This window comes from Georhizobium sp. MAB10, assembly GCF_045012825.1.
Lineage (GTDB): Bacteria > Pseudomonadota > Alphaproteobacteria > Rhizobiales > Rhizobiaceae > Georhizobium > Georhizobium profundi.
The window spans coordinates 3,702,372-3,725,673 of sequence record NZ_CP118314.1; the positions used below are offsets into that span (position 1 = coordinate 3,702,372).

At 61.7% G+C, this 23,302-nt stretch carries 24 protein-coding genes; 3 read left to right on the forward strand and 21 right to left on the reverse strand.

What is annotated here, in order from left to right; all coding sequences use genetic code 11:
* Nucleotide 1: 1 nt before the first annotated feature.
* Nucleotides 2-499 (reverse strand): GNAT family N-acetyltransferase, encoded by a 498-nt coding sequence (locus tag PU133_RS17755; protein WP_404862760.1) that lies wholly within the window; start codon nt 497-499, stop codon nt 2-4.
* A 282-nt stretch (nt 500-781) separates the two neighbouring features.
* Between PU133_RS17755 and PU133_RS17760 the strand changes: the two genes are divergently transcribed.
* Nucleotides 782-2,758: a methyl-accepting chemotaxis protein gene (locus PU133_RS17760; protein WP_404862761.1), complete on the forward strand. Its 1,977-nt coding sequence runs from the start codon at nt 782-784 to the stop codon at nt 2,756-2,758.
* Nucleotides 2,759-2,833: 75 nt separating this feature from the next.
* On the opposite strand, the gene PU133_RS17765 is transcribed toward PU133_RS17760, so the two are convergent.
* The 8 genes from PU133_RS17765 to PU133_RS17800 form a co-directional block, all read right to left on the reverse strand.
* Nucleotides 2,834-3,067, reverse strand: a complete 234-nt coding sequence (locus PU133_RS17765) for a DUF2945 domain-containing protein (RefSeq protein ID WP_126011722.1) — start codon at nt 3,065-3,067, stop codon at nt 2,834-2,836.
* A 101-nt stretch (nt 3,068-3,168) separates the two neighbouring features.
* The gene (locus PU133_RS17770; RefSeq protein ID WP_404862762.1) at nt 3,169-3,606 is read right to left on the reverse strand and encodes a peptidylprolyl isomerase; all 438 of its coding nucleotides are present in this window, start codon (nt 3,604-3,606) and stop codon (nt 3,169-3,171) included.
* A 213-nt stretch (nt 3,607-3,819) separates the two neighbouring features.
* Nucleotides 3,820-5,415: a phosphoglycerate dehydrogenase gene (gene serA / locus PU133_RS17775; RefSeq protein ID WP_404862763.1), complete on the reverse strand. Its 1,596-nt coding sequence runs from the start codon at nt 5,413-5,415 to the stop codon at nt 3,820-3,822.
* An 85-nt stretch (nt 5,416-5,500) separates the two neighbouring features.
* A complete protein-coding gene (locus PU133_RS17780; protein ID WP_404862764.1) occupies nt 5,501-6,676 on the reverse strand; it encodes a phosphoserine transaminase in 1,176 nt (391 codons plus the stop codon).
* Between the two features lie 164 nt (nt 6,677-6,840).
* On the reverse strand, nt 6,841-7,050 hold the full coding sequence (locus PU133_RS17785; protein ID WP_404862765.1) for a hypothetical protein: 210 nt from the start codon (nt 7,048-7,050) through the stop codon (nt 6,841-6,843).
* Between the two features lie 84 nt (nt 7,051-7,134).
* Nucleotides 7,135-7,344, reverse strand: a complete 210-nt coding sequence (locus PU133_RS17790) for a hypothetical protein (protein WP_126011732.1) — start codon at nt 7,342-7,344, stop codon at nt 7,135-7,137.
* An 89-nt stretch (nt 7,345-7,433) separates the two neighbouring features.
* Complete coding sequence (locus PU133_RS17795) at nt 7,434-7,643, reverse strand: hypothetical protein (RefSeq protein WP_404862766.1); 210 nt, start codon at nt 7,641-7,643, stop codon at nt 7,434-7,436.
* A 178-nt stretch (nt 7,644-7,821) separates the two neighbouring features.
* Complete coding sequence (locus PU133_RS17800) at nt 7,822-8,034, reverse strand: hypothetical protein (RefSeq protein WP_404862767.1); 213 nt, start codon at nt 8,032-8,034, stop codon at nt 7,822-7,824.
* A gap of 241 nt (nt 8,035-8,275) precedes the next feature.
* Here PU133_RS17800 and PU133_RS17805 point away from each other — a divergent pair, with 241 nt between their 5' ends.
* A complete protein-coding gene (locus tag PU133_RS17805; protein WP_126011738.1) occupies nt 8,276-8,503 on the forward strand; it encodes a hypothetical protein in 228 nt (75 codons plus the stop codon).
* Nucleotides 8,504-8,582: 79 nt separating this feature from the next.
* Here PU133_RS17805 and PU133_RS17810 read toward each other — a convergent pair whose 3' ends face one another.
* The 11 genes from PU133_RS17810 to tolQ all read right to left on the reverse strand — a co-directional run bounded on the left by PU133_RS17810 (nt 8,583) and on the right by tolQ (nt 20,957).
* Complete coding sequence (locus PU133_RS17810; RefSeq protein WP_404862768.1) at nt 8,583-9,281, reverse strand: outer membrane protein; 699 nt, start codon at nt 9,279-9,281, stop codon at nt 8,583-8,585.
* A 218-nt stretch (nt 9,282-9,499) separates the two neighbouring features.
* Complete coding sequence (locus PU133_RS17815; protein ID WP_404862769.1) at nt 9,500-10,282, reverse strand: outer membrane protein; 783 nt, start codon at nt 10,280-10,282, stop codon at nt 9,500-9,502.
* Between the two features lie 201 nt (nt 10,283-10,483).
* Entirely contained in the window at nt 10,484-11,836 is a 1,353-nt protein-coding gene (gene glmM / locus PU133_RS17820) for a phosphoglucosamine mutase (protein WP_404862770.1), read from the reverse strand.
* Nucleotides 11,837-12,014: 178 nt separating this feature from the next.
* Entirely contained in the window at nt 12,015-13,946 is a 1,932-nt protein-coding gene (gene ftsH / locus PU133_RS17825; RefSeq protein WP_404862771.1) for an ATP-dependent zinc metalloprotease FtsH, read from the reverse strand.
* 90 nt (nt 13,947-14,036) lie between these two features.
* A complete protein-coding gene (gene tilS, locus PU133_RS17830; RefSeq protein ID WP_404862772.1) occupies nt 14,037-15,305 on the reverse strand; it encodes a tRNA lysidine(34) synthetase TilS in 1,269 nt (422 codons plus the stop codon).
* Nucleotides 15,306-15,412: 107 nt separating this feature from the next.
* Nucleotides 15,413-16,402 carry a tol-pal system protein YbgF gene (gene ybgF, locus PU133_RS17835; protein ID WP_404862773.1) on the reverse strand — a complete coding sequence of 330 codons (990 nt, stop codon included), beginning with the start codon at nt 16,400-16,402 and terminating at the stop codon, nt 15,413-15,415.
* A 162-nt stretch (nt 16,403-16,564) separates the two neighbouring features.
* Nucleotides 16,565-17,104 (reverse strand): peptidoglycan-associated lipoprotein Pal, encoded by a 540-nt coding sequence (pal, locus tag PU133_RS17840; RefSeq protein WP_404862774.1) that lies wholly within the window; start codon nt 17,102-17,104, stop codon nt 16,565-16,567.
* A gap of 185 nt (nt 17,105-17,289) precedes the next feature.
* Entirely contained in the window at nt 17,290-18,618 is a 1,329-nt protein-coding gene (gene tolB / locus PU133_RS17845) for a Tol-Pal system beta propeller repeat protein TolB (protein ID WP_126011754.1), read from the reverse strand.
* 21 nt (nt 18,619-18,639) lie between these two features.
* Nucleotides 18,640-19,755: a hypothetical protein gene (locus tag PU133_RS17850; RefSeq protein WP_404862775.1), complete on the reverse strand. Its 1,116-nt coding sequence runs from the start codon at nt 19,753-19,755 to the stop codon at nt 18,640-18,642.
* A gap of 10 nt (nt 19,756-19,765) precedes the next feature.
* On the reverse strand, nt 19,766-20,215 hold the full coding sequence (tolR, locus tag PU133_RS17855) for a protein TolR (protein ID WP_126011758.1): 450 nt from the start codon (nt 20,213-20,215) through the stop codon (nt 19,766-19,768).
* A gap of 25 nt (nt 20,216-20,240) precedes the next feature.
* The gene (gene tolQ, locus PU133_RS17860; protein ID WP_404862776.1) at nt 20,241-20,957 is read right to left on the reverse strand and encodes a protein TolQ; all 717 of its coding nucleotides are present in this window, start codon (nt 20,955-20,957) and stop codon (nt 20,241-20,243) included.
* A gap of 344 nt (nt 20,958-21,301) precedes the next feature.
* Between tolQ and PU133_RS17865 the strand changes: the two genes are divergently transcribed.
* Entirely contained in the window at nt 21,302-22,756 is a 1,455-nt protein-coding gene (locus tag PU133_RS17865; protein WP_404862777.1) for a TrkH family potassium uptake protein, read from the forward strand.
* A 16-nt stretch (nt 22,757-22,772) separates the two neighbouring features.
* On the opposite strand, the gene ybgC is transcribed toward PU133_RS17865, so the two are convergent.
* Nucleotides 22,773-23,222, reverse strand: coding sequence for a tol-pal system-associated acyl-CoA thioesterase (gene ybgC, locus PU133_RS17870; protein ID WP_404862778.1), 450 nt, complete (start codon nt 23,220-23,222; stop codon nt 22,773-22,775).
* Nucleotides 23,223-23,302: the final 80 nt, after the last annotated feature.

The window sequence follows — 23,302 nt, forward strand, 5'->3', positions numbered from 1 at the left end:
ATCAGGCTCGGCGTTCCATGTAGATCGCATCGTCGCCATAGCTTGCGATGCCGTCAGGCCCCGCTTGCGGCTCCAACGGCTCAAAGCCCTGGGCGCGCCAGAAACCGCCTGCGCCATTGACCGCCACCAGCGCCACGTCGTGCAGGCCTGCTGCCCGCGCCGCTTCTGCCGCAAGCCGCACGGCTTCGCGTGCCGCGCCAAAGCCGCGTGCCTCTTCCAGCAGACTGAGATCATGGAGGTACCAGCAATCCGGACGTTCCGGCAGCGTGCCGATCGTCTGGTTCAGCGCCGGCGGGCGGCCCTTCATCCATGGGTGCCCGACCAGATAACCGACGATCACTCCATCCATTTCCATCACAAAGCAACCATCGGGCGCCAGCGCGAGAAGCTCGTGGAAAATCGCCGGTTCCTCCGGATATCCTGCAAGCGCGATGGACGAAATTTCGGCGATGTGCGGGACGTCATCGGGCACGGCGCGGCGCCACTGATAGTTGGGCATTTCAGGTGGCTCCAAGTCTATATCAGTTGAGCTGCTTATCGCGCGAAGATGATCGCGGCAACCTTCAGGAATGCGAGCTAAGCTTTGCTTAACCCTTTGCATCGAAGGTGCATTAAGGGTGTGGGGCTCGCTATCTCGACTACAGGTTCGCAACTCGGCGACAGCTTCGGACGTGGTTTCCGCGGTCGCTCAGTGCCGAGGCATCAAGCCGATCCCGCGGAATCGATGACCGATTTCGGCGAATGCCAATGCTGCGTTTCGAATTCTCCAGGACCAATTTTCATGTCTATCAACCTATCCGGCAGGCTTTATATCCTGATCGGCCTCATGCTCGCGATCGTCGCGGGGGCGGCCGCCTTCGGTCTCTATCAACAGCACACCCGGACGGTCGAAGAGCGAACTGCCATGCTCGAGGCGATGACCGAGAGCGCAACTACAATGCTTGCGCACTATCATGCGCTAGAGCAGCAGGGTGTTCTGTCTCGCGCCGAAGCTCAAGCACAGGCCGCTGCCGCGATCGGATCTGCACGCTATCTCAACGGAGAATATTTCTTCGGGTTCGACATGGAGCATCGCATTGTCATGCATCCGACGCGCGCTGTCGGACAGGACATGACAGATTATCAGGATGCGAGTGGAAGTTATCTCTACCGGGATTTTGTGCGGCTTGCGCAAACCGAGGGGCAAGGGATTGTCGAGTACTATTCGCCGCGGGCGGGTAGTGAAGAGCAATATCTCAAATTCTCACACGTACGAAAGTTCGAGCCTTGGAACTGGGCGATCGGCACGGGTGTCTATGCTGACGATATTGCCGCCATGTTCTGGCAAAGCGCTGCGATTTTCGGGCTCGTCCTGGTGTTTGGCGCCGTCGTTGCACTGGTTGGTGGATATGTTTTCCACAAAAGCGTGGTCGCGCCGCTGGTCGCTTTGACCGGCGTTATGGGTCGCTTGGCATCTGGCGATGATGCAGTCACTGTGCCTTCGATCAATCGAAGAGATGAAGTCGGCGCTATTACCAAGTCAGTCGAAGCGTTTCGCATCGCCGCGATCGAGAAGGGTCAGTTGGAGGCCGATGCTGGCCGGCAGCGTGGCGCAATTGAACAGGAGCGCGCCGAACGAGAAGCGCAAATGCAACGGGAGGCGCTGGAACTCCAACTCGCCATCGACGGCATCGGTCAGGCGCTGAGCGAACTTGCCGATGGCAATCTGCTCTATCGCATCGACACCCGGTTCAGCGGCCAGCTCGATGTGCTGCGCGAGAACTTCAACCACTCGGTCGCCAAGCTCGATGACGCGATGCGGGCGGTTGGCGAGAATGCGCGCGGCATCGATGCCGGATCGCGCGAAATCCAGTCGGCGGCCGACGATCTGTCGCGCCGCACGGAGCAGCAGGCAGCCTCGGTCGAAGAAACGGCAGCGGCTCTGGAAGAGATCACCACGACCGTCAAGGACAGCGCGCGCCGCGCCGAAGAGGCACGCCAACTGGTGGCGCGCACCAAGGAAGGTGCTGAACGCTCGGGCGCCATCGTGCGCGATGCCGTGCACGCGATGGAAAAGATCGAGAACTCATCGGTCGAGATCGCCAACATCATCGGCCTGATCGACGACATCGCGTTCCAGACCAACCTGCTTGCACTGAATGCCGGTGTGGAAGCGGCCCGCGCCGGCGATGCCGGCAAGGGCTTTGCCGTCGTCGCCCAGGAGGTTCGTGAGCTCGCCCAGCGCTCCGCTTCGGCGGCCCGCGAGATCAAGACGCTGATCAGTTCGTCCGGCGATCAGGTCAAGCAGGGCGTCGATCTCGTCGGCCGTACCGGCGATGCGCTGCAGGCAATCGTGACCGAGGTTCAGGAGATCAACGCACATGTTGCCGCGATCGCGGAGAGCGCCAAGGAACAATCGATCGGGCTCGGCGAGATCAACAGCGCCGTGAACACGATGGATCAGGGCACGCAGCAGAACGCTGCGATGGTGGAGCAGTCGACGGCTGCAAGCCATAATCTCGCCCGGGAAGCGGCCGAGCTGAACGCGCTGCTTTCACAGTTCAGGATGGGGGACGACGCTGCATCCAAGCGTGCTCCGAGCCAATCCGCACCGTCGCGGGCCGCCAAAGCCAGTGGACCTGCGCAGGTGAGCGCCAGCACGCAATCGCGCCCTTCGCCGGCCCGTGCGCTTGGACGGCGCCTTGCCGGAGCGTTTGGCGGTGGCGCAGCGACGGCAGCTGCGGCTCGTCCGAGCGAGGAGAACTGGGAAGAGTTCTGAGAAGCGCTGCCTCGGCTAAACCGATCAACGAGTGAATATAGACGGCGCACTCCTCATGGGGCGCGCCGTTTTGCATCAGGAGGCCTTCTTTAGCTCGCTATGGCCTTTCAGCACGCGATCGCCGTCTTCCTGTTCGATAAGGTAAGCCGGATCGTCCTTGGACGCATCGCGGGTGATCTTCTCCCCCTTGATCGTGCGCGTGACTTTTTCGGTGAAGCTTTCGGCGACCTTGCCCGTGCCCTTGCCGTTGCCCCACTTCCACTCGACCTTGGTGCCCTTGCGGTATTTTTCCACGTCACTTGTCTCCATGACTTGATCGTGGCGATCAACGTGAGGTCATGGTCGTGGTTCCCATCCAACAAAAAAGGCCGGCAGAGCCGACCTTCTGAAAAGCGCGACGTCAGACCAGGTCACGCGGCCTTGACGATCTCCACCAGCTCGACCGCGAAGACGAGATCGCGGCCGGCGAGCGGATGGTTTCCATCCACCGTCACGCTGTCCTCGTCGACTTCGACCACCGTCAGCTGAACGGTCTGGCCGCTCTGCGTCTGAGCCTGAAGCTGCGCGCCGGGCTGAATGTTTACTTCGGCCGGGATCGCATCGCGCGGCACCTGCTGGATGCTCTGCGGATCGTGCGGGCCATAGGCTTGCTCGGCGGGGATCGTGACCGTCGCCTTTTCACCGACTGCCATGCCCTGCACTTCCTGATCGAGGCCGGGAATGATCTGGCCGGAACCCACCGTGAATTCCAGCGGATCGCGACCTTCAGAGCTGTCGAACTGGGTGCCGTCGGTCAGGGTACCCGTGTAGTGGATGCGGACGAGATCGCCGGTTTTTGCCTGTGCCATGCGCAGACCTTTCTCTTGCGGAACGCGGCTCGGGAGATCGCGCTTGAGAACGATCACCGCGTTGTTTCGTGTGAATTCGAACCCACAAGATAGGCATTCATGCGCAGATTGAAACATTTCGCGCGATAAAATCGGACAACGGGCCGTCACGAACCGCGCAGAAGGGGCATTTCGGTCGCCGGCAGCTGGACCGCCGGCGACCGTGGGTAAAGATCAATCGACGTTGAACTGCAGGGCCTTGGCGGACTGAACCTGCGGATGGCTGCGCAGCTCATCCAAAACGCTCTCGTCCACGGGTCCGTCGACATAGAGGAGCGCAATCGCGTTGCCGCCGGCGACATCGCGGCCCAGCTGGAAGTTTGCGATGTTGACGCCGGCCTTGCCGAAGATGGTGCCAAGAAGGCCGATGAAGCCCGGCTTGTCCTCGTTCGTGGTGTAGACCATGTGGCGCCCGATCTCCGCATCGAGATTGATGCCCTTGATCTGGATGAAACGCGGCTTGCCGTCGGAGAAGACAGTTCCGGCGATCGAGCGCGTCTGGTTCTCCGTCTTGACGGTGAGACGAATGTAGCCGTCGAAGATTCCCGACTTGTCGCGCTTCACCTCGGAGAAGAGAATGCCGCGTTCCTTGGCCATGATCGGCGCCGAAACCATGTTGACGTCGGCGACCTGCGCCCGGATCAGACCGGCGAGTACGGCGGACGACAGGGCCTTGGTGTTGAGTTCGGCCGTGACGCCGTCATAGAGAACCTCGACCTCCTGGATGGAAGTCTCGGTCGCCTGCCCCACAAAGGCACCGAGCATATCGGCGAGCTTGACGAACGGCTTGAGGCGCGGCGCTTCTTCCGCCGAGATCGACGGCATGTTGATGGCGTTGGTGACGGCGCCCTTCAGGAGATAATCGGCCATCTGCTCGGCCACCTGCAGCGCGACATTTTCCTGCGCTTCGGTCGTAGAGGCGCCGAGATGCGGCGTGCACACCACGTTTTCGAGGCCGAAGAGCGGGCTTTCCGTCGCTGGCTCGGTCTCGAACACGTCGAAGCCGGCTCCGGCCACCTTGCCGGATTTCAGCGCTTCGGCGAGATCGGCTTCAACGACGAGACCGCCACGGGCGCAGTTGATGATGCGCACGCCGTCCTTCATCTTGGCGATGGCCGCCGCATTGATGATGTTGCGGGTCTTGTCGGTCAGCGGCACGTGCATGGTGATGAAGTCGGCGCGGGCAAACAGCGTGTCCAGATCGACCTTCTCGACGCCCAGCTGGTCCGCACGCTCGGGCGACAGGAACGGATCGAAGGCGACGACGTGCATCTTGAGGCCGATGGCGCGGGTCGCGACGATCGAACCGATATTGCCGCAGCCGATGACGCCGAGCGTCTTGCCGGTGATTTCCACGCCCATGAAGCGGTTCTTTTCCCACTTGCCGGCCTGGGTGGAAACGTCGGCCGCGGGCAGCTGGCGGGCGACGGCGAACATGAGCGCGATGGCGTGCTCGGCCGTCGTGATCGAATTGCCGAAGGGCGTGTTCATCACGATGATGCCCTTGCGGCTTGCCGCCGGGATATCGACGTTGTCGACGCCGATGCCGGCGCGGCCGATGACCTTGAGGCTGCCGGCGGCTTCGATGATCTTTTCGGTCACCTTGGTGGCCGAACGGATGGCGAGGCCGTCATAGTTGCCGATGATCTCGAGCAGCGTTTCCTTGTCCTTGCCGAGCTTCGGCTGGAAATCGACGTCGATGCCCCGATCCTTGAAGATCTGGACGGCGGTTTCGGAGAGGGCGTCGGATACGAGTACGCGCGGTGCCATGTCTGGCCTCCTGAATTGAGAACGAATTTTTGGATGTGTGCGGATCGGCCAGCGCTTGGGGACGCTGGCCGTATCGATCAAGCGATCAGGCGGCAGCCTTGAGCGTCGCCTTCTGAGCCTGGAAAGCCCAGTCGAGCCACGGCATCAGCGCTTCGAGATCGGACGTCTCGACGGTCGCGCCGCACCAGATGCGAAGACCGGCCGGCGCATCGCGATACGCGCCGATGTCATAGGCAACGCCCTGCTTGTCGAGAGCGGTGACGATGCCCTTTGCGAAGGCAGCCTGGTCGTCGTCGGAGAGCGCGGTGACATCCGGGTCGGCGATCGTCAGGCAGACGGAGGTGTTCGACCGGGTCTCGTCGACCTTGGCCAGGTTTGCGATCCACGGGGTCTTGGCGACGAAATCGAAGATCACCTTGGCGTTGGCGTCGGCGCGCGCCACAAGCGAATCGAGACCATCGAGAGACTTCGCCCATTTCAGCGCATCGACATAATCCTCGACGCAGAGCATCGACGGGGTGTTGATCGTTTCACCCTTGAAGATGCCTTCGATGAGCTTGCCGCCCTTCGTCATGCGGAAGATCTTCGGCAGCGGCCAGGTGGGCTGGTAGCTCTCGAGCCGTGCGACAGCGCGGGGGCTGAGGATCAGGACACCATGACCGCCCTCGCCGCCCAGAACCTTCTGCCAGGAGAAGGTGACGACATCCAGCTTCGCGAAATCGAGCTTCTGGGCGAATGCCGCGGAGGTCGCGTCGCAGATCGTCAGGCCCTGGCGGTCGGCGGGGATGAAATCGGCGTTCGGCACGCGTACGCCGGAGGTCGTGCCGTTCCAGGTGAACACGACGTCGCGATCGAAATCGATGGACGCCAGATCCGGCAGCTCGCCATAGGCAGCTTCGATCTTGCGGGTGTCGGCGATCCTCAGCTGCTTGACGGCATCCGTCACCCAGCCGGCGCCGAAGCTTTCCCAGGCGACCATGTCGACACCGCGCTCGCCGAGCAACGACCACATGGCCATTTCGACAGCGCCCGTATCGGAGGCCGGAACGATGCCGATGCGGTAATCGGCCGGCACCTGCAGCACTTCGCGCGTCAGGTCGATCGCCTCGGCGAGGCGCGTCTTGCCGATCTTGGAACGGTGGGAGCGGCCGAGCGTGTCCGTGGACAACTGGTCCAGCGACCATCCGGGGCGCTTGGCGCAAGGGCCTGAGGAAAAATTGGGGTTTTGCGGACGCAACTCGGGCGTCGGAAAAGTGCTCATCGCGGTCTATCCTTCCAGATAGTAAGCCTCTCGGTGGGGAGAGGTGGCCCGCGACGGGAATTACTGCAGAGCGCATCACTCTGCAAGAGGCCGCTAAAAAGAAAAGCCGCCGCTCCAGGGAGAGCGACGGCCTTTGGAAGTCAGACGTATGCGGACGCCATTGATTACTGGCGGACGACCGGACCGGAGAAGTCGTTGAAACGGGCTTCATCCGTTGCATAGCTTGCCGGTGCGTTCATCGTCACGACGCCGGAAGAGGCATTGTAGTCGGGGGCAACCGGGCCGCGGAAATCGGAGATCGACGACTGCGCGGCGGCAACCGAAGCTGTGGTGGCGACGATGGCGGCTGCAAGTACGAGTGCTGAGTTCTTCATGGTCATATTCCTGCGATTGTTCTAGCGCGAAGCCGGCGACGGGGAGTTGCTCAACCCATCGCGGCCATGAGCGGGATTGGGCGATTACTGGCGAACGACAGGGCCGGAGAAATCGTTGAAACGACCTTCATCGGACATGATCGAGGCAGGAGCATCCATGCCGATGGCGCCCGAAGAGGTGGTGTAATCGTTGGCGAGCGGGCCGCGGAATTCAGAAATCGGGGTCTGAGCGGCAGCAACCGTTGCGGTCGTTGCGATGATGGCGGCGGCAAGTGCAAACACAGAATTTTTCATGATCGTTTTCCTTTTTTCTTACGTTGTTGTCGCTCGGCCGGAGGACGGTTCACCGCCCTCCGCCGAGGATGGTCGTCTGAGCGAGCGTCTTACTGACGGACGACAGGACCAGAGAAATCGTTGAAACGGTTTTCATCGCTGAAGGCGCTGTAGGAACCGTCGACGCTCGGGCCGGCCGAATAGCTCGTTGCATCAGCTGCAACAGGTCCGCGGAAATCCGAAATTGGAGTCTGAGCAACGGCGACCGATGCGGAAGCTGCGATAACGGCTGCGGCAAGTGCAAACACAGAGTTTTTCATTTCATTCGCCTTTCTATTCTTCTTCTTTGAACAGTGAGTGTGACAGAGCGCTTCAAGCTTCTGCCCTGCTCCATGACTGTAACTTGGTGCGCCTCGGGGAAGATTGTCAGTGCGCAAACTGTGAACGCTGTGTGACGACTTTCCTTTGAAACTTTTTTGAGAGCACGTTGTGCGCAGATCAGCGGCCGACCGCACCGGACGTCTGATAGAAGCGCGGCGCATCGTTAAAATTGCCGTAGTCGGCTTCCATTCGCGTCGGCGCGGCATAGCTCGCGTGATTGTCGGCAAATGTACCGCGAGGGGCGCAGAGAAGGCCTTGGGCCGATGCTGACTGATGCGACAGCGCGGCTGCCAGCAAGGCGGCGACAACCGCAAACACAGAGTTTTTCATAAGAATGGTCCTTGGAATTTTCTTGTTTTTGACAGCCGAGCACGCGCAGGCGCCTGTCGCTGTTGGGGTACATTTGGTTCGCTGAGGACCGATTCGTAAGAGCCGATTTTGTGAACGCTGTGTGACAGCGCCTGCGAAAACATTCCCGTGATCGCTCTGAGAGGAAACGCGCGGCGAGACACCTTGCCTTGCAGGCAACGAACGCGCAAAAAGCGCGGTGAGAAGCACAGGGAGCAGCCATATGCGGCCATCATTCTTACCCCGGCTCGCCGGGCTCATCGTTCTGACAGGTCTTGCAGCCGGCTGCAGCAGCGGTGGCGGCTATGCCGGCTACACCGAATATCGTGTTGCCCCCGTCAAGACGGAGCTCGAGATCCGCCAAGAGCAGGCAGAAGCGCGGCAGCGCAGCAGTACGAACCGTGGACGTATCGTCGACACGGGCGGCACTGGAATTCTTTTCGGCAAGTAAGCGTTACCTGGCCCACCAGGCCAATAAAAAAGGCGGCTGAGGTATCCTCGCCGCCTTTCTGTTTAATGCGTGGGTCCGGCTACCAGAGAGAGTAGCGCAGACCTGCGCGAACTTCGTGACGTGTGAACCCATCGTCGTCGAGGGTCCCCGCAAGCGTATCGACCACGGCGCCCCCATCGACATCCATATAGCGATAGCCGAAATCGACCTTCAGGCTTTTCGAGACGTCGTAGGACACGCCGGCCATCAGGGCGTAGGTGAAGCGCCAGTCGTCTCCGCCGCCGAAGCGGGCAAGGCCAACGTCCACGTCGTCGAAGCCAGCATAGGTGTAGCCGGCGCCGGCGCCGACGTAAGGCGTGAAGCCGGCGATTGTGCCGAGGTCAACATAGGCGTTGGCCAGCAGCGCAAAGGCATCGTAGCCGCAGGGCTGAGGGACGTTGCAGAAGCCACCGGCCACCACACCTTCGGCATCACCCTTCATGTAGTCCGCCGTCAGATCGGTGCGGATGAGATCGGTCCACTGATACCCGACGCCCAACCCGCCGGATACTTCTGACTTCATGCGGAAACTGTCGAAATCGCCATTGCCGGTCTCATCGTCAACCGCATAGCCGATGTCGCCACGCAAGTACCAGCCGTTGCCGATTTCGACAGGGCGGGTGCGATCGATTTCCGGGGAATAGATGATCCTGTCCAGATCGGCTGCCGCGCTCGTACCGGAAAAACCAGCGATCACCGCTGCGGATACGACCAGAGAAGAGATGATGTGCTTGACCATGGATTGCCTCTCAAAATAGCCGCTCACAGGAAAGCCGGTGGCCTTTGCCGGTCTCGGGCTTGATGGTGCAATCATGAGTGGAGAGTGGTTAAGTCCCGGTTAAGCATGTTCATTAAGCATGTTTTTTAACCGCCAGGGCTTGTGAGCGGACAGCAAAAACCCCGCCTCGGTGCGAGACGGGGTTTGATTGTGCCCTGCCCTGACAGCAGTGGATCGGATCAGTGGAATGCGTAACGGACGCCGACCTTGAAGTCATGCGAGCTGATGTCGCGGAATTCCATCGGGTTGACGATGTTGTTCGTGCCATCGAAGGTCGTGATGTCGCCGCTCTGGCCATCGCCCAGATGGACATAGGAATAGCCGAAATCGACCGTCAGTTGGTCGGTGACTTCATAGCCGACACCGGCGTGCAGCGCCCAGGCAAGGTCCCACTTGCTGTCGGAATCGGCGTAGGCGAGCGTGGGCGAACCTGTTGCCGGGTCGATGCCAGCGTCGCGGAAGGAGTGGATCGAGTTGCGCGAAGCACCGATACCCGCGCCGACGTAGGGCACGATGCCGTTGAAGTTGCCGAGATCGGCGTAGAGGTTGGCGAGGAACAGCCACTCCGACTTCTTGGCTGTGTAGTTGTTGAACCGGGCATTACCTCCAGCGTCGGTGAAGGTATCGAGGCCATGGAAGCCTGCCTCGCCGCGATATTCGGCCGTTGCGTCGAGACGCAGCCAGTTGTTGACGGCATACCCGACGCCGCCGCCACCCAGTACACCGGCTTCGAAGTTCTTGTCGCGGATGACGAGATCGGCGGTCGTATCGAAGAGCACGTTGTAGAGCGAGCCAACGCGCTGGTTGCTCATTCCCAGATAACCCTTGAGGTAGAACCCGCCGAGTTCGATCTTGGGAGCCGGTTCATAGACCGGCGGAACATAGATATCGGCCGCCTGCGCAGGCAGGCTGACGCCGGCAAACAAAGTTACGACCGCGGTCGCCGTTGCCCATCGCAGCATTTTATCCATCCTTCACAAATAAACCGGCGCGGCCGGTCGCTGTCTCGGAATGGATCATGAATTCGAATGGTTAAATTGGATTTAACCACGTCTGTTTACCAGGATTATTATCAGTTTTCTCACCATGACAAAGACAAGGCCCCCGACCTGGAATGGATCGAGGGCCTTGGGCAATTCGATGCTTGATTGATCGTTAAGAAGTTAGGCGGCCTGCCGCACACCTGCGATGACCCCGACGAGATCATCGACGATCTTTTCGATCTGAGCGCGGTCGTCGCCTTCCGCCATCACCCGGATCAGGGGTTCGGTGCCGGACGCACGGATGACGAGCCGGCCGGAATTGTCGAGCGCCGCCGTGGCATCGGCGATCGCCTCCTGGACGGACTTGTCCTCGAGCGGCTTCCCGCCGGTGACACGTACGTTCCGCAGCAATTGCGGGACGGGCTCGAAGCGACGGCAGACTTCGCTCACCGGCTTGTTCATGCGCTTGACGCAGGCCAGCACCTGCAGCGCGGCGACGAGGCCATCGCCGGTGGTTGCGAAATCGGACAGCACGATATGGCCGGACTGCTCGCCGCCGACATTGAAATTGTGGCTGCGCATATGCTCGACCACGTAGCGGTCCCCCACCTTGGTGCGCTGGAGCGACAGGCCCTTGTCACCGAGGAAGCGCTCCAGGCCGAGGTTCGACATGACGGTGGCAACGACGCCGCCGCCGACGAGTCGCTCATCGGCTGCCCAGGATTCGGCGATCACGGCCATCAGCTGGTCGCCATCCACCACCGTGCCGTTCTCGTCGACGATCAGCACGCGGTCTGCGTCACCATCGAGCGCAATGCCGATATCGGCACGAACTTCGTGAACTTTCTTGGCGAGCGCCACCGGGCTTGTCGACCCGCAATCGAGATTGATGTTGCGGCCATTGGGTTCGACGCCGAGCGGAACGACTTCGGCGCCCAGTTCCCAGAGTGCTGCCGGTGCCACCTTGTAGGCAGCGCCGTTGGCGCAGTCGATCGCAATGCGCAACCCGTTCAAGGTCACGTCGCGCGGCAATGTGCGCTTCACGAACTCGATGTAGCGATAGATGTCGCCATCGACGCGCTTGGCCCGTCCGATCTTGTCGGCTGGTGCCAGCAGCTTCGCCATGTCGTCGTCGATCAGGCTTTCGATCGTCGCCTCGACATCGTCGGACAGCTTGTACCCGTCCGGGCCGAAGAGCTTGATGCCGTTGTCCTGATAGGGATTATGCGAGGCGGAGATCATCACGCCGATGTCGCAGCGCATCGAGCGCGTGAGCATCGCAACGGCGGGCGTCGGGATCGGGCCCAGCAGGAAGACATCGAGCCCGGCGGCCGTGAAGCCCGCCACCAGTGCGTTTTCCAGCATGTAGCCCGACAGTCGCGTGTCTTTGCCGATAACGACACGATGGCGGTGGTCGCCACGGCGAAACAGCGTGCCGACAGCCAAACCGACGCGCATCGCGATGTCGGGTGTCATGTTGCCGGTGTTGGAGGTGCCCCTGATGCCATCGGTGCCAAAGTAACGACGCGTCATGAATGTCCCGCTTTTTCTAGACTACTGCTTTGCCATCCCCGAGAAGCCGGCTGAGCGGCGCTCTTCGCATCAGATTATGCGCAGTTGTGGTCATAATAGGTTGATTGAAGTCAAAAGGCCGCCCGTGAGGGCGGCCTTTCCACAGTTGTGGTAAAAGAAGTGCGGGCAGCGAGCGCCGTTATTGCGGCTGCGGCTCCAGGCCGCCCTCGGGCTCACCACCCGTCTTCGGCTCTTTTTTCGGGCCGGCCTTGGGAACCGACGAGCCGCGGGTGGGCGGTGTGTCGTCGCCGATATCGCGTGCCGGCTTTTCGCCGCGGATGATCGCCTTGATCTCTTCGCCCGTCAGCGTTTCGTATTCCAGCAGACCCTCGGCGATAGCGACGAACGCTTCGTGGCTGTTCGTCAGAATGTCCTTTGCCTCGGTGTAGGCCGCGTCGATCAGACGGCGGATCTCGCTGTCGATCGTCTGTGCGGTCGATTCCGACACGTTCTTCTGCTGCGAAACCGAGTGGCCGAGGAAGACTTCCTGCTGGTTTTCGCCATAGGCGACGTGGCCAAGCTTGTCGGAGAAGCCCCATTGCGTGACCATCGCGCGGGCAAGCTTGGTGGCCTGCTCGATGTCGGATGACGCGCCGGAGGTGATGTTCTCTTTGCCGAAGGTGATTTCCTCGGCAACACGTCCGCCCATCATGATGGCAAGGCGCGAGACCATCCACTTGTAGCTCATGGAGTAGCGGTCGCCTTCCGGCAGCTGCATCACCATGCCGAGCGCGCGGCCGCGAGGTACGATGGTGGCCTTGTGGACCGGATCGGCGACGGGCACCTGCATGGCAACGATCGCGTGGCCGGCCTCGTGGTAGGCGGTCAGCTTCTTTTCTTCCTGCGTCATGGCGTTGGAGCGGCGCTCCGCACCCATCATGACTTTGTCCTTGGCATCCTCGAACTCGGCCATGGTGACCAGCCGCTTGTTACGGCGGGCAGCCATCAAGGCAGCTTCGTTCACGAGGTTCATCAGGTCGGCACCGGAGAAGCCCGGTGTGCCACGTGCGAGGGTGCGCAGGTCGACGTTCGGTGCAAGCGGCACGTTGCGCACATGGACCTTCAGGATGCGCTCACGACCGGCAACATCGGGGTTCGGAACAACGACCTGGCGGTCGAAACGGCCCGGACGCATTAGGGCAGGATCGAGAACGTCGGGACGGTTCGTCGCCGCGATGAGAATGATGCCCTCATTCGCCTCGAAGCCGTCCATTTCGACGAGCAGCTGGTTGAGCGTCTGTTCGCGCTCGTCATTGCCGCCGCCAAGGCCTGCGCCACGGTGGCGGCCGACAGCGTCGATTTCGTCGATGAAGATGATGCAAGGCGCGTTCTTCTTGGCTTGCTCGAACATGTCCCGCACGCGGCTTGCGCCCACGCCGACGAACATTTCGACGAAGTCCGAACCGGAAATCGTGAAGAACGGCACATTCGCTTCCCCGGCGACCGAACGGGCGAGAAGCGTCTTGCCGGTTCCGGGCGGGCCGACAAGCAGCACGCCACGCGGAATGCGGCCGCCAAGGCGCTGGAACTTCTGCGGGTCGCGCAGGAATTCGACGATTTCCTCGAGATCTTCCTTGGCTTCGTCAACGCCGGCGACGTCTTCGAACGTCACGCGGCCATGCGCTTCGGTGAGAAGCTTGGCCTTGGACTTGCCGAAGCCCATCGCGCCGCGCGAGCCACCCTGCATCTGGCGCATGAAGAAAATCCAAACGCCGAGGATGAGCAGGATAGGCAGCCAGGAGATCAGATAACCGAAAAGGGTATTGGAGCTGTCGACTTCAGGGCGCGCCGTGATGGCAACATTTGCATTTTCGAGACGCTGGACCATCCCGGTATCGCCCGGAGAGTAGGTCTGGAAAGCGCTGCCATTCTCGGTATAGACGCCCGAAATGCGCTCGCCCATGATCGTCACTTCACGAATACGGCCGGAGTCCACATCCTGCAGAAACTGCGAGTAGCTGATGTCGCGCGCGTTCGCCCGTTCCGTCGGTTCCTGGAACATGTTGAAAAGCGCGATCAGCAAAAGCGCGATGATCGCCCATAGGGCGAAGTTGCGGAAATTTGGGTTCATTGAACTCCCCAGGGCGGCATTGGCTCGCCGGTCAATCGAACTGCTCGTCGAGAGCTAACATAGGTTTGGCGCAGCCCCTTGCCAAGGCGGCTATTGTCGCATCATTCGATCAAGCTTCACAGTGCCAAGCGGTGGCGCCGGATAAAGCTCCAACCCCAGCAATCGCGTCAGCGAACGACCAATTGTCCGCTCGAATACCGGCAGAAAGGTGTCGTAGCGCGCGATCACCGGAATTGGCTGGATGCCCGGCTCATTGCCCCGGCTCTCGCTAAGTTCGGGCGACGTAAAGAGCGCCCTTGGCAGGGCTGAACGGGCTGCTGCCGCGATGGAAGCCGTCGCGGCATCGGGAACGTCCAAATCCTCGCTGTCAGTCATGGGCGCCATCCGGGTGATCAGGACTGGGCGGTCTGTTGGATTTTCGACGCGAAACCTCCCGTCCCACAACCCGACGCTCCGCGGCTCAACGATCAGATCGGCAAAACCCCGATCCTCGCGCCAGATGAGAACATTGCCCGCGCGACGCATGACGATGCATCGGCCCAGCGCCAGTCGGCTGCCCGGTTTGGCCTCATCCAGAAATGTCCGAAGCTTCACTATCTTCGGGCCGGCAATAGGATAGACAAGCCCACCGGCGAGCGCGATTAGTTCAGCCACGACCTCGGCGAATAGGGATCGGCTCAATGTGCCGTCGTCACGCATGACGAACAAGGCGCAGCGCCACTGGCTGGCATGGGCCTCGATCGCAGCGGCAACCAGCTCGGCGCGATCGCCGCGCATGGTTGCGGCAGTCTCGGTCCGACGCAGAAACTCCCCCACATCGGTATTGTTGAGCGGTGCCTTGCTCCGTTGCCGCACGCGTTCATAGCGGTGGTCTGCATTGCTTGGATCGTCGATCCAGTCCACGCCCTGCGCCTTGAGATAATTCCGGAGGTCCGCGCGCCGACAGTTCAGGAACGGGCGGACGACCCAGGTTTTCTTCTCGAACAGCATCTGTGGTGCCATGCCGGCGGATCCGAATGCATGGGTATCGCCTTGTCGGGCGGCGCGCATCTGAATGGTCTCGAACTGGTCGTCGAGCGTGTGGGCCGTCAACACTGCGCCCGCACCGATGCGCCCTGATTCATCTGCAAGCAGATGGTAGCGGGCCAGGCGCGCCGCGGCTTGGATGCCGCTTGACGGTTTTTCGCCGATCCAGGGCAGGATGCGATGACCGATGCCCAGGCTTGCGCAAAATGCAGCGACCGTTGCAGCTTCATCTGCGGCTTCGGCACGCAGGCCGTGATCGACCGTGGCCGCTGAGATATAAACCTTGGGATGCGCGCGCGTCACCGTCCGGTGAAAGGCGAGGAGCATCGCCATGGAATCGCTGCCGCCGGAAACGGCCAAGAGCAGCGGGCGCGATGGTTCGATCAAATTTTCGAGGCAATGCGCAGCGGCAAGTTCAGGTGCGGGGCCGCGCTCCGCCATCAGCAACTGGCGTTGGACTGCTCGCGCGTCACTTTGTCTTTGACCGTCGCCGGAGCATCCGGATAGCGCGACAGCACTTCGCGATACGTCGCACAAGCCGTGTCCCGGTTGTCGAGCGCGGCCAGCGACATGCCGAGCTTCAGCAGCATTTCCGGAGCCTTGTCCGCCTGGGGAAAGGTCTGGTGCGCATTGAGAAACGTGCGCGCGGAATCGCTGAAGCTACCCTGCGAGAACTGGCTTTCGCCCAGCCAGAAATGCGCGTCGGCGATCTGTCCACCATCCGGAAAAATATCGATATAGTCGCGGAATGCCGCTTCGGCGTCCGCGTAATCGCCGGCGAGAACGAGGTTGTATGCATCGCGGTAGAGCGCATCGGGATCATCGAGCGACAGCGATGCCATCTGCCCGGTGCCGGCGGCATTGCTGCCGCTCGTGGCCGTGTCGAGCGTGCGGGACAGATTGCCCTGCTCGTCGAAGGTCAAGGAGCCCAGCTGCGTTTCACCAGGCGCGACCGGCGATGGCGGCTGTGTCGGCGGAGTCGGCGCCGCGGCGACATCCGGCTGGATGCCTGGAAGATCGGCAGAAGCACCGTCGTTGCTCGATGCGCCCGTTCCATTCGTGATGCTGTTGGTCCGGGTCGCGTCGCCCGACGGCGCCCCGCCCTCGAGCGCCTGGAACCGGAACTCGTTGTCTTCCTGCACCTGGCGCATCTGCTCCTGGATCTGCAGCATCTGGAAGCCAAGCTCTTCGATGCGGCCGTTCAGGCGGCGGATCTCTTCCTGGAGCTGACCGATCTGGTACTGAGCGTCAGCGCCCTGCACCTGGACGATCTGTGCGCCGTCCATGCCGGGTGCGGTTCCAACAGGTGCAGGTGGCGCGGGCCGCATCAGAAAATCGAGCGGTCCGGCCTGTGCTGCGGACGCCGCCATCACCGCCGTCAGCGCGACGACGGAAGCACGCAGAAATGAAATACGAGATACGACAGCCATTGTCAGTCAATCCGCTTTGTGGGCCGCGTTGGTCGAGAGAGACCAACACCTTGTATAACCGGCGCACAGCATTGCAAGCAGAGTTCGGCCAAAGTTTGAAACACAAATAAATCGGGCGGCCGAAATGGCCGCCCGACTGAAACGACTTGACTGGAGCGTCGCTTAGCTGCCGGCGCCGCCGAGCACCGTTACCGCACGGCGGTTCTGGGACCAGCAGGAAATGTCGTCGCAGACCGCGACCGGGCGTTCCTTGCCGTAGGAAATCGTCTGGATACGGTTCGCCGGTACGCCGCGGGAAGCGAGATAGTCGCGAGCGGCAGCGGCACGGCGGGCGCCGAGCGCAAGGTTGTACTCGCGCGTTCCGCGTTCGTCGGCGTGACCTTCGACCGTGATCGAATAGTTCGAATACTGTGCCAGCCACTGCGCCTGGCGATCGAGCGTCTGCCCGGCCTGCTGGGTGATGGATGACGAGTCGGTCTCGAAGAAGATGCGGTCGCCGACATTGACTGTGAAGTCCTGGGTCGAGCCTGGCGATGCGACGCCGCCCACGCCACCAATGCCACCTGCACCACCGGGGCCGCCAAGGCCGAGGTCAGCAGAGCTGTTGGGCATGTTGTTGCGGGATGCACAGCCGGAAAGGACCAGCATGGCGACGAGAGCGATTGCGCCGGGCGAGCGAGCGAACGATTCCAAACGGCGCATGGCCGATCTCCTTGAAGGTCTCCATGGTTTCCGAATTATGACCGAAAACCCTAAATGTGGTTACTATGGAGCTGGTTAACGGACCATTACCGGTCCGGTGATTCGCTGTTTGCCGCCCCAGTTTCCAGCTAGGGGCTCAATGCGGCGGGAAGGCGGCAAAATCATGCCGCCTCACCCGTTTTGCCTCAGCCTTCGAGCAGCGGCGACCAGGCCGGATCCGAGCCGTAGTTCGGCGTCTGGACAGGCTGTTCGTTGTACCCCGTCAGGTCGATCGAATAGAGTTGCGGGCCACCAGAACCGGCTGGCTGACGGAAGAACATGAGCACGCGGCCATTGGGGGCCCAGGTCGGACCTTCGTTATGGAAGCCTGATGTCAAGATCCGTTCGCCGGAGCCGTCTGGACGCATGACGCCGATCGAGAACCGGCCGCCCGACTGCTTGGTGAAGGCGATCAGATCACCGCGCGGCGACCAGACCGGGGTCGAATAGGAGCCATCACCGAACGAGATGCGCTGCTGGTTGGAGCCATCGGCGTTCATCACGTAAAGCTGCTGGCGACCGCCGCGATCGGACTCGAACACGACGCGGTTGCCGTCCGGAGAATAGGAGGGCGAGGTGTCGATTGCGGTCGTCGAGGTCAGCCGTGTCGTCTGGCGTGAGCGCAGGTCCATCGCATAGATGTTGGCGTTGCCGTCCTGCTGCAGGCTCATGATGACGCGCTGACCATCGGGCGAGAAGCGCGGCGAGAACGTCATGCCGGGGAAATTGCCGACGATCTCGCGCTGACCCGTTTCCAGTTGCAGCAGGTAGACGCGGGGCTGACCGCCCTCGAACGACATGTAGGTGATTTCCTGGCGGCTCGGCGAGAAGCGTGGCGTCAGCACAAGCTCGTTGCCCTGGGTTAGGAAGCGCACATTCGCCCCGTCCTGGTCCATGATGGCGAGGCGCTTCTGGCGGGAATCCTTCGGACCGCTTTCGGAGACGAAGACGACGCGGGTATCGAAATAGCCCTGCTCGCCCGTCAGGCGCTCATAGATCGCATCGGCGATGATGTGTGCAACACGGCGCCAGTTCTCCGGCTGCGTGAAGAATTGCTCGCCCACCAGTTGCTGACCGGCGACCGTATCCCACAGACGAAACTCTGCTTTCAGGCGACCATCCGGCTCGCGCGATACCGCGCCCGTGACCATCGCGTCCGCGCCGATTACGCGCCAATCCTCAAAACGCGGCGTCGCGTTCGGATCGGTGATCTGCTGAATGAAAGCCGACGGGTTGACCGGGTTGAACAGGCCCGAACGGCGCAGATCGGCCGTGACGACGTCAGCCACCTGCTGGCCGAGGTCGTCGGTCGACTGGAAACGCGTCACCGCGATCGGCAGCGGCTCGATGTTGCCCTGATTGATGTCGATCTCGACCTGCGCCCTTGCAGGGACGATCACCGCAACGAGTACGGCGAGCGTATAGAGGAACGATCGGAGAAACGTTGCACCTTGCGGCAATGAGATGGTGTTCATGCGCATTCAGCCTTTCAAAGCTCAGAACATCTGGCTCGGATCGAAATTCACGACCACTTCGGACCAGGTCTCGTATTTTTCCGCCGGAAGCGAATAGGGCGCGCAGCGGAGCACGGCGCGCAGTGCGCTGCCGGACAGCGTGCGCTGCGCCATGTCGGATCCACCGCTTGCCGACACGCTCGGCTGCCCCTGAATAGTGCCGTCCGGCGCAAGCCGCATGCCCACCCGGATGCGGACATCGGTCGCGTCGGCCATGCCCGGCACGACGTTCCAGCACCGCTGGATCTGGCCGCGCAAGGCATCGAGCTCGCTCTGCGACAGCGATTCGCCGCCGGTCGTCTGCTGGCCACCGAGGGCTGCCTGCTGATTTTCGGCCTGACGCTGGCCACCGCCGGATGGTGCCTGCTGGTTCAGCAGGGCAGCGATCTGGTCGGCGTCGAATTCGCTTTCGCGCTCGGTCGTTTCCTGCTGGGCCTGCTGCGGCTGCTGAGGCGGCGTTTCCTGAGGCCGTTCGGCGGGCTCGGGTTGTTGGGCGACCTGTGGCCGCGGCGGTTCGGGCCGCGACATGGGCGTCGGAATGTTTTCGGGCAGTGCCGCGACTTCAGGCTCGGCGGGGGCAGCAGCCTCCGGAGCTTCCGGCAGCGGCTCGGCTTCCGGGGCTTCGGCTTCGGCCGGCTCGGGCAGAGCGGCGATTTCAGGTTCGGGCTCCGGCGCTTCGGGTTCGGGCGGCGGCGGGGCTTCGGGGGATTCTACAGGTTCCGGCTCGGGCTCGGGTTCCGGTACTGGCTCCGGCTGAGGCACAGGCTCCGGTGTCGGCGCAGGCGCTGCCGCCTCTTCGACCGTCTCGGGCCGGGCCTGCGGCGTCGGGGCGCTGTCGAGATCGACAGTGTTGTTGCCGACGTTCTGCGCGTCCGGCTCGGGTGCGTCCGTCTCGACCGGCTCAGGCGCAGAGGTTTCCGCGATTGGCGCGGTGCGCTCGCCCTGCTGGATCTGGGTCAGCTCGGAGATCGGCACGATGTCGACCGGCAACGTCTCCATGATGCCCGCGTCCAAGCGCTCGGGGCCGCTCAAGGACAAGAGGCCCCAGCTCAGCAACACTACGTGGACTGTCGTCGATGTCGCGAGAGACTTTTTCATCGCGGTCCGGTCAGTTGACCTGCTCCTGGAGCGAAACGAGGCCCATATTGGTGAAGCCGGCGGCGGAAATGCGGCCCATGACCTGGATCACGGCGCCGTAATCGGCGCTTTGATCGCCGCGCACGTAGATGCGCTCTTCATAGCCAGTCTCGGCGATCGCCTCGAGGCGCGGCACGATCTCGTCCATCGTCACTTCGGTTTCCTGGATGAAAACCTGGCCCTCGGCGTTGATGGAAACCGTGATCGGCTGGCTTTCGCTGTTCAGTGCGTTGGCGCGGCTCTCCGGAAGATCGATCGGGACTCCAACCGTAAGCATCGGCGCGGCCACCATGAAGATGATCAGCAGCACAAGCATGACGTCGACGAACGGCGTCACGTTGATTTCGCTCATCGGGGCACGCTTGCCGCCGCGCCTTCTGCGCGAACCGCCACCACCGGAATTTCCGACCGACATGCCCATGGATCGAGGTCCTTAATCCAATGCCCTATTCGGCCGCCTGACGCGGCTGAAGCTTTTCGTCAATCTGACGCGAAAGAATGGCGGAAAACTCGTCGGCGAAGGCTTCCATGCGCGAGGTGATCTTATTGGCATCGCCGCTCAGCTTGTTGTAGCCGATAACGGCTGGAATGGCGGCGAGAAGGCCGATGGCCGTCGCGAGAAGCGCTTCCGCGATACCGGGAGCGACGACGGCGAGGTTGGTCGACTGCGAACCGGCAATGGCCTGAAACGATGTCATGATGCCGACGACGGTGCCGAACAGCCCGATGAAGGGCGCTGCCGAACCGATGGTCGCGAGCGAGCCCAGACGCGACTCAAGCTCTTCCGATTCGCGGGCGAGCGTCACATCCATGGCCTTTTCGATGCGCTGCTGCAGACCGATCGGCGTACGGGCGCCGCGCTCGAAAGACTTCTTCCATTCGCGCATGGCGGCCACGAAGATCGCGCCCATGCCGGTGGTCTTCTGTTCGGACAAGGTGCGATAAAGCTCTTCGAGAGACTGGCCGGACCAGAAGATTTCTTCGAAATTATCGAGGCGCCGGCGAACGCGGCCATAGCTCATGGTCTTGTCGACGATGATGGCCCAGGTCCAGATGGAGGCTGCAACCAGCCCCACCATCACAAGCTTGACGACCAAGCCTGCTTCCATGAACAGCGACCATAGCGTCACGTCGCTCGTTGCCGCCAAACCCACCTGTTCCATCAATACCGCCCTCGAATTGACCTAGCCCGCAAGCGATGTTCACGAACGATACGCTTGTACGGGCGGCGCCGACTTCAACATTTCATGCTCGAAAGAAGACCCGGCTGTATCACAAGGTCTTTCCGAAGAGCCCCGTGCGCCTGAACCTGCCTTCTTGCCAGTAAATTTGGTCAAAGGAAGGCGTTCCGCGCATGGTTTCATCCATTCGTGCGCCATTAAGCATTCGTTATGGTTAAGCCTTCGTTAGCGTGGGCCGCGCCTCACGGGATATCTTTGTGCAGCGCATTCCCGAGGGCGCCGTGCTGGTGTAGAACGTCGCGGTCTCCACAGCCGGTCAAGCCGCCTTGAACAACTCCCCTCTTGCCGCAACGGCCAACATCGCAGGCTATTTCTGCCTGTATCTCGCTCTTTTCATGCTGTTGCCGATGCTGACGGACCTGGTGGATGGCCATGAGGACTGGCAGGTCTTCGGCATATCGGCTGTGCTCGTGGGCGGCCTGTCGCTGACCGTCATTGCCATGACGCAGGGCGCAAGCGTTCGGTTCTCCCCGCGCTTCGGCTTTTTGCTTGTGAACACCTTGTGGCTCTCCACCTCCGTCGTGGCGGCGGTCCCGCTGTATTTTTCCTCGCTTGGACTGACGTTTGGAGAGGCATTCTTCGAGTCGGTTTCCGGTCTGACGACGACCGGCGCATCTGTTCTGGTCGGGCTCGATACGATGCCCCCCGGCATCCTGCTGTGGCGGTCCATCACGCATTTCGTCGGCGGCATTGGCGTCGTGGCCATGGGCCTGCTTCTGCTTCCGTTTCTGAATGTCGGCGGGATGCAGATCTTCAAACTGGAATCGTCAGGCGCGACCGACAGCCCTTTTCCGCGCGTCCGACAGTTTTCGATCGCGCTGATTGGCTTCTATGTTTCGATCACGCTCGCCTGCGCACTCGCCTATAACGCCACCGGCATGACGACCTTTGAGGCCATCAATCACGCCATGGCGACCGTTTCGACGGGCGGCTTCGCGACCACCGACGCTTCGTTTCGAAACTATGGCGAAGGCGCCCTCATCGTCGGCACGGTCTTCATGCTGATCGGCGCGATGCCTTTTGCCGCCTTCATCCGGGCAATCGTGCTGCAGAGCCCAAGGCAGGCCTTCGACCCGCAGATGCCGGTGCTGCTCGGCATCATCGGACTCGCCACCGCGATGATCACGATCCTCGCGCTCGAATATGTCGACGGGCCGCGCTGGGCCACCGTCATCCACGCCGCCTTCAATGTCGTGTCGATCATCACGACGACAGGTTTCGTCTCCGCCGATTACGATCTGTGGGGGCCGCTCGCGATCATGCTGATCTTCTTGCTGACCTTCCTCGGCGGCTGTTCCGGCTCCACATCCGGCGGCATCAAGACGTATCGCCTGATGGTCCTTTTCGATGCGCTTCGCGTGAACCTGGCGCAGATGATCCGACCCAATGCGGTTCGTCCCGTACGGTTCGGGCGCCAGCCCGTCACGCCGCGCGTGGTGCAGTCGGTCGCCGTCTTCGTCGGCGTTTATTTCGCGATCTTCGTCGCGTTCAGCGTCGCACTCGCTGCAACGGGCCTCGACTTCACCACCGCCGTCACCGGCTCGCTCACGGCTTTGTCCAATGTCGGGCCGGGATTCGGCTCCATCATCGGGCCTGCGGGCACGTTTCAGCCGGTTTCCGAAACCGCGAAATGGATCCTGTCGGTTGCCATGCTGCTTGGGCGTCTGGAGATTCTTGCCGTGCTGATCCTGTTCAGCTCGTCGTTCTGGAAGAACTTCTGAGACATCGCTGGAGAAGTCAGCGCGGAGCGAAAGCCTTCGCGACATCGACCGGCAGACGACGGGGCCTGCCCTGCCCGTCGATGACAGCCACATCGACCCTTGCCTCGATCAGCACGGTGCCGCCGCGATTGATCGTCTGAGCGAGCGTCAGCCGTGCACCACGCGCCTCGACGGTTGTCGTATCGATGGTCAGCACATCGTCCATACGGGCCGGCTTCTTGAAATCGATCTCCATGCGGCGAACGACGAAGGCGAGGCGTTCGGCCTCCGACATGGCGCGCTGTGCAATCCCAAGGAGGCGCAGATAGTCCGTGCGTCCGCGCTCCATGAAATGCAGGTAGCGCGCATGGTAGACGACACCGGAAAAATCAGTGTCCTCATAATAGACGCGCTGAAGAAGCCGATGCCCGAACGGGGTCAACTCCCCGGCCAAAACCATCGGCAGTCTCGTGTCATGCGCATCCATTCGGCAATATCCTCGTCTGTCTGGTGGAGACTTGTGGAGCAACGCGCTCAGCCTTACAAGCACGGCCACCTCCGTTATAG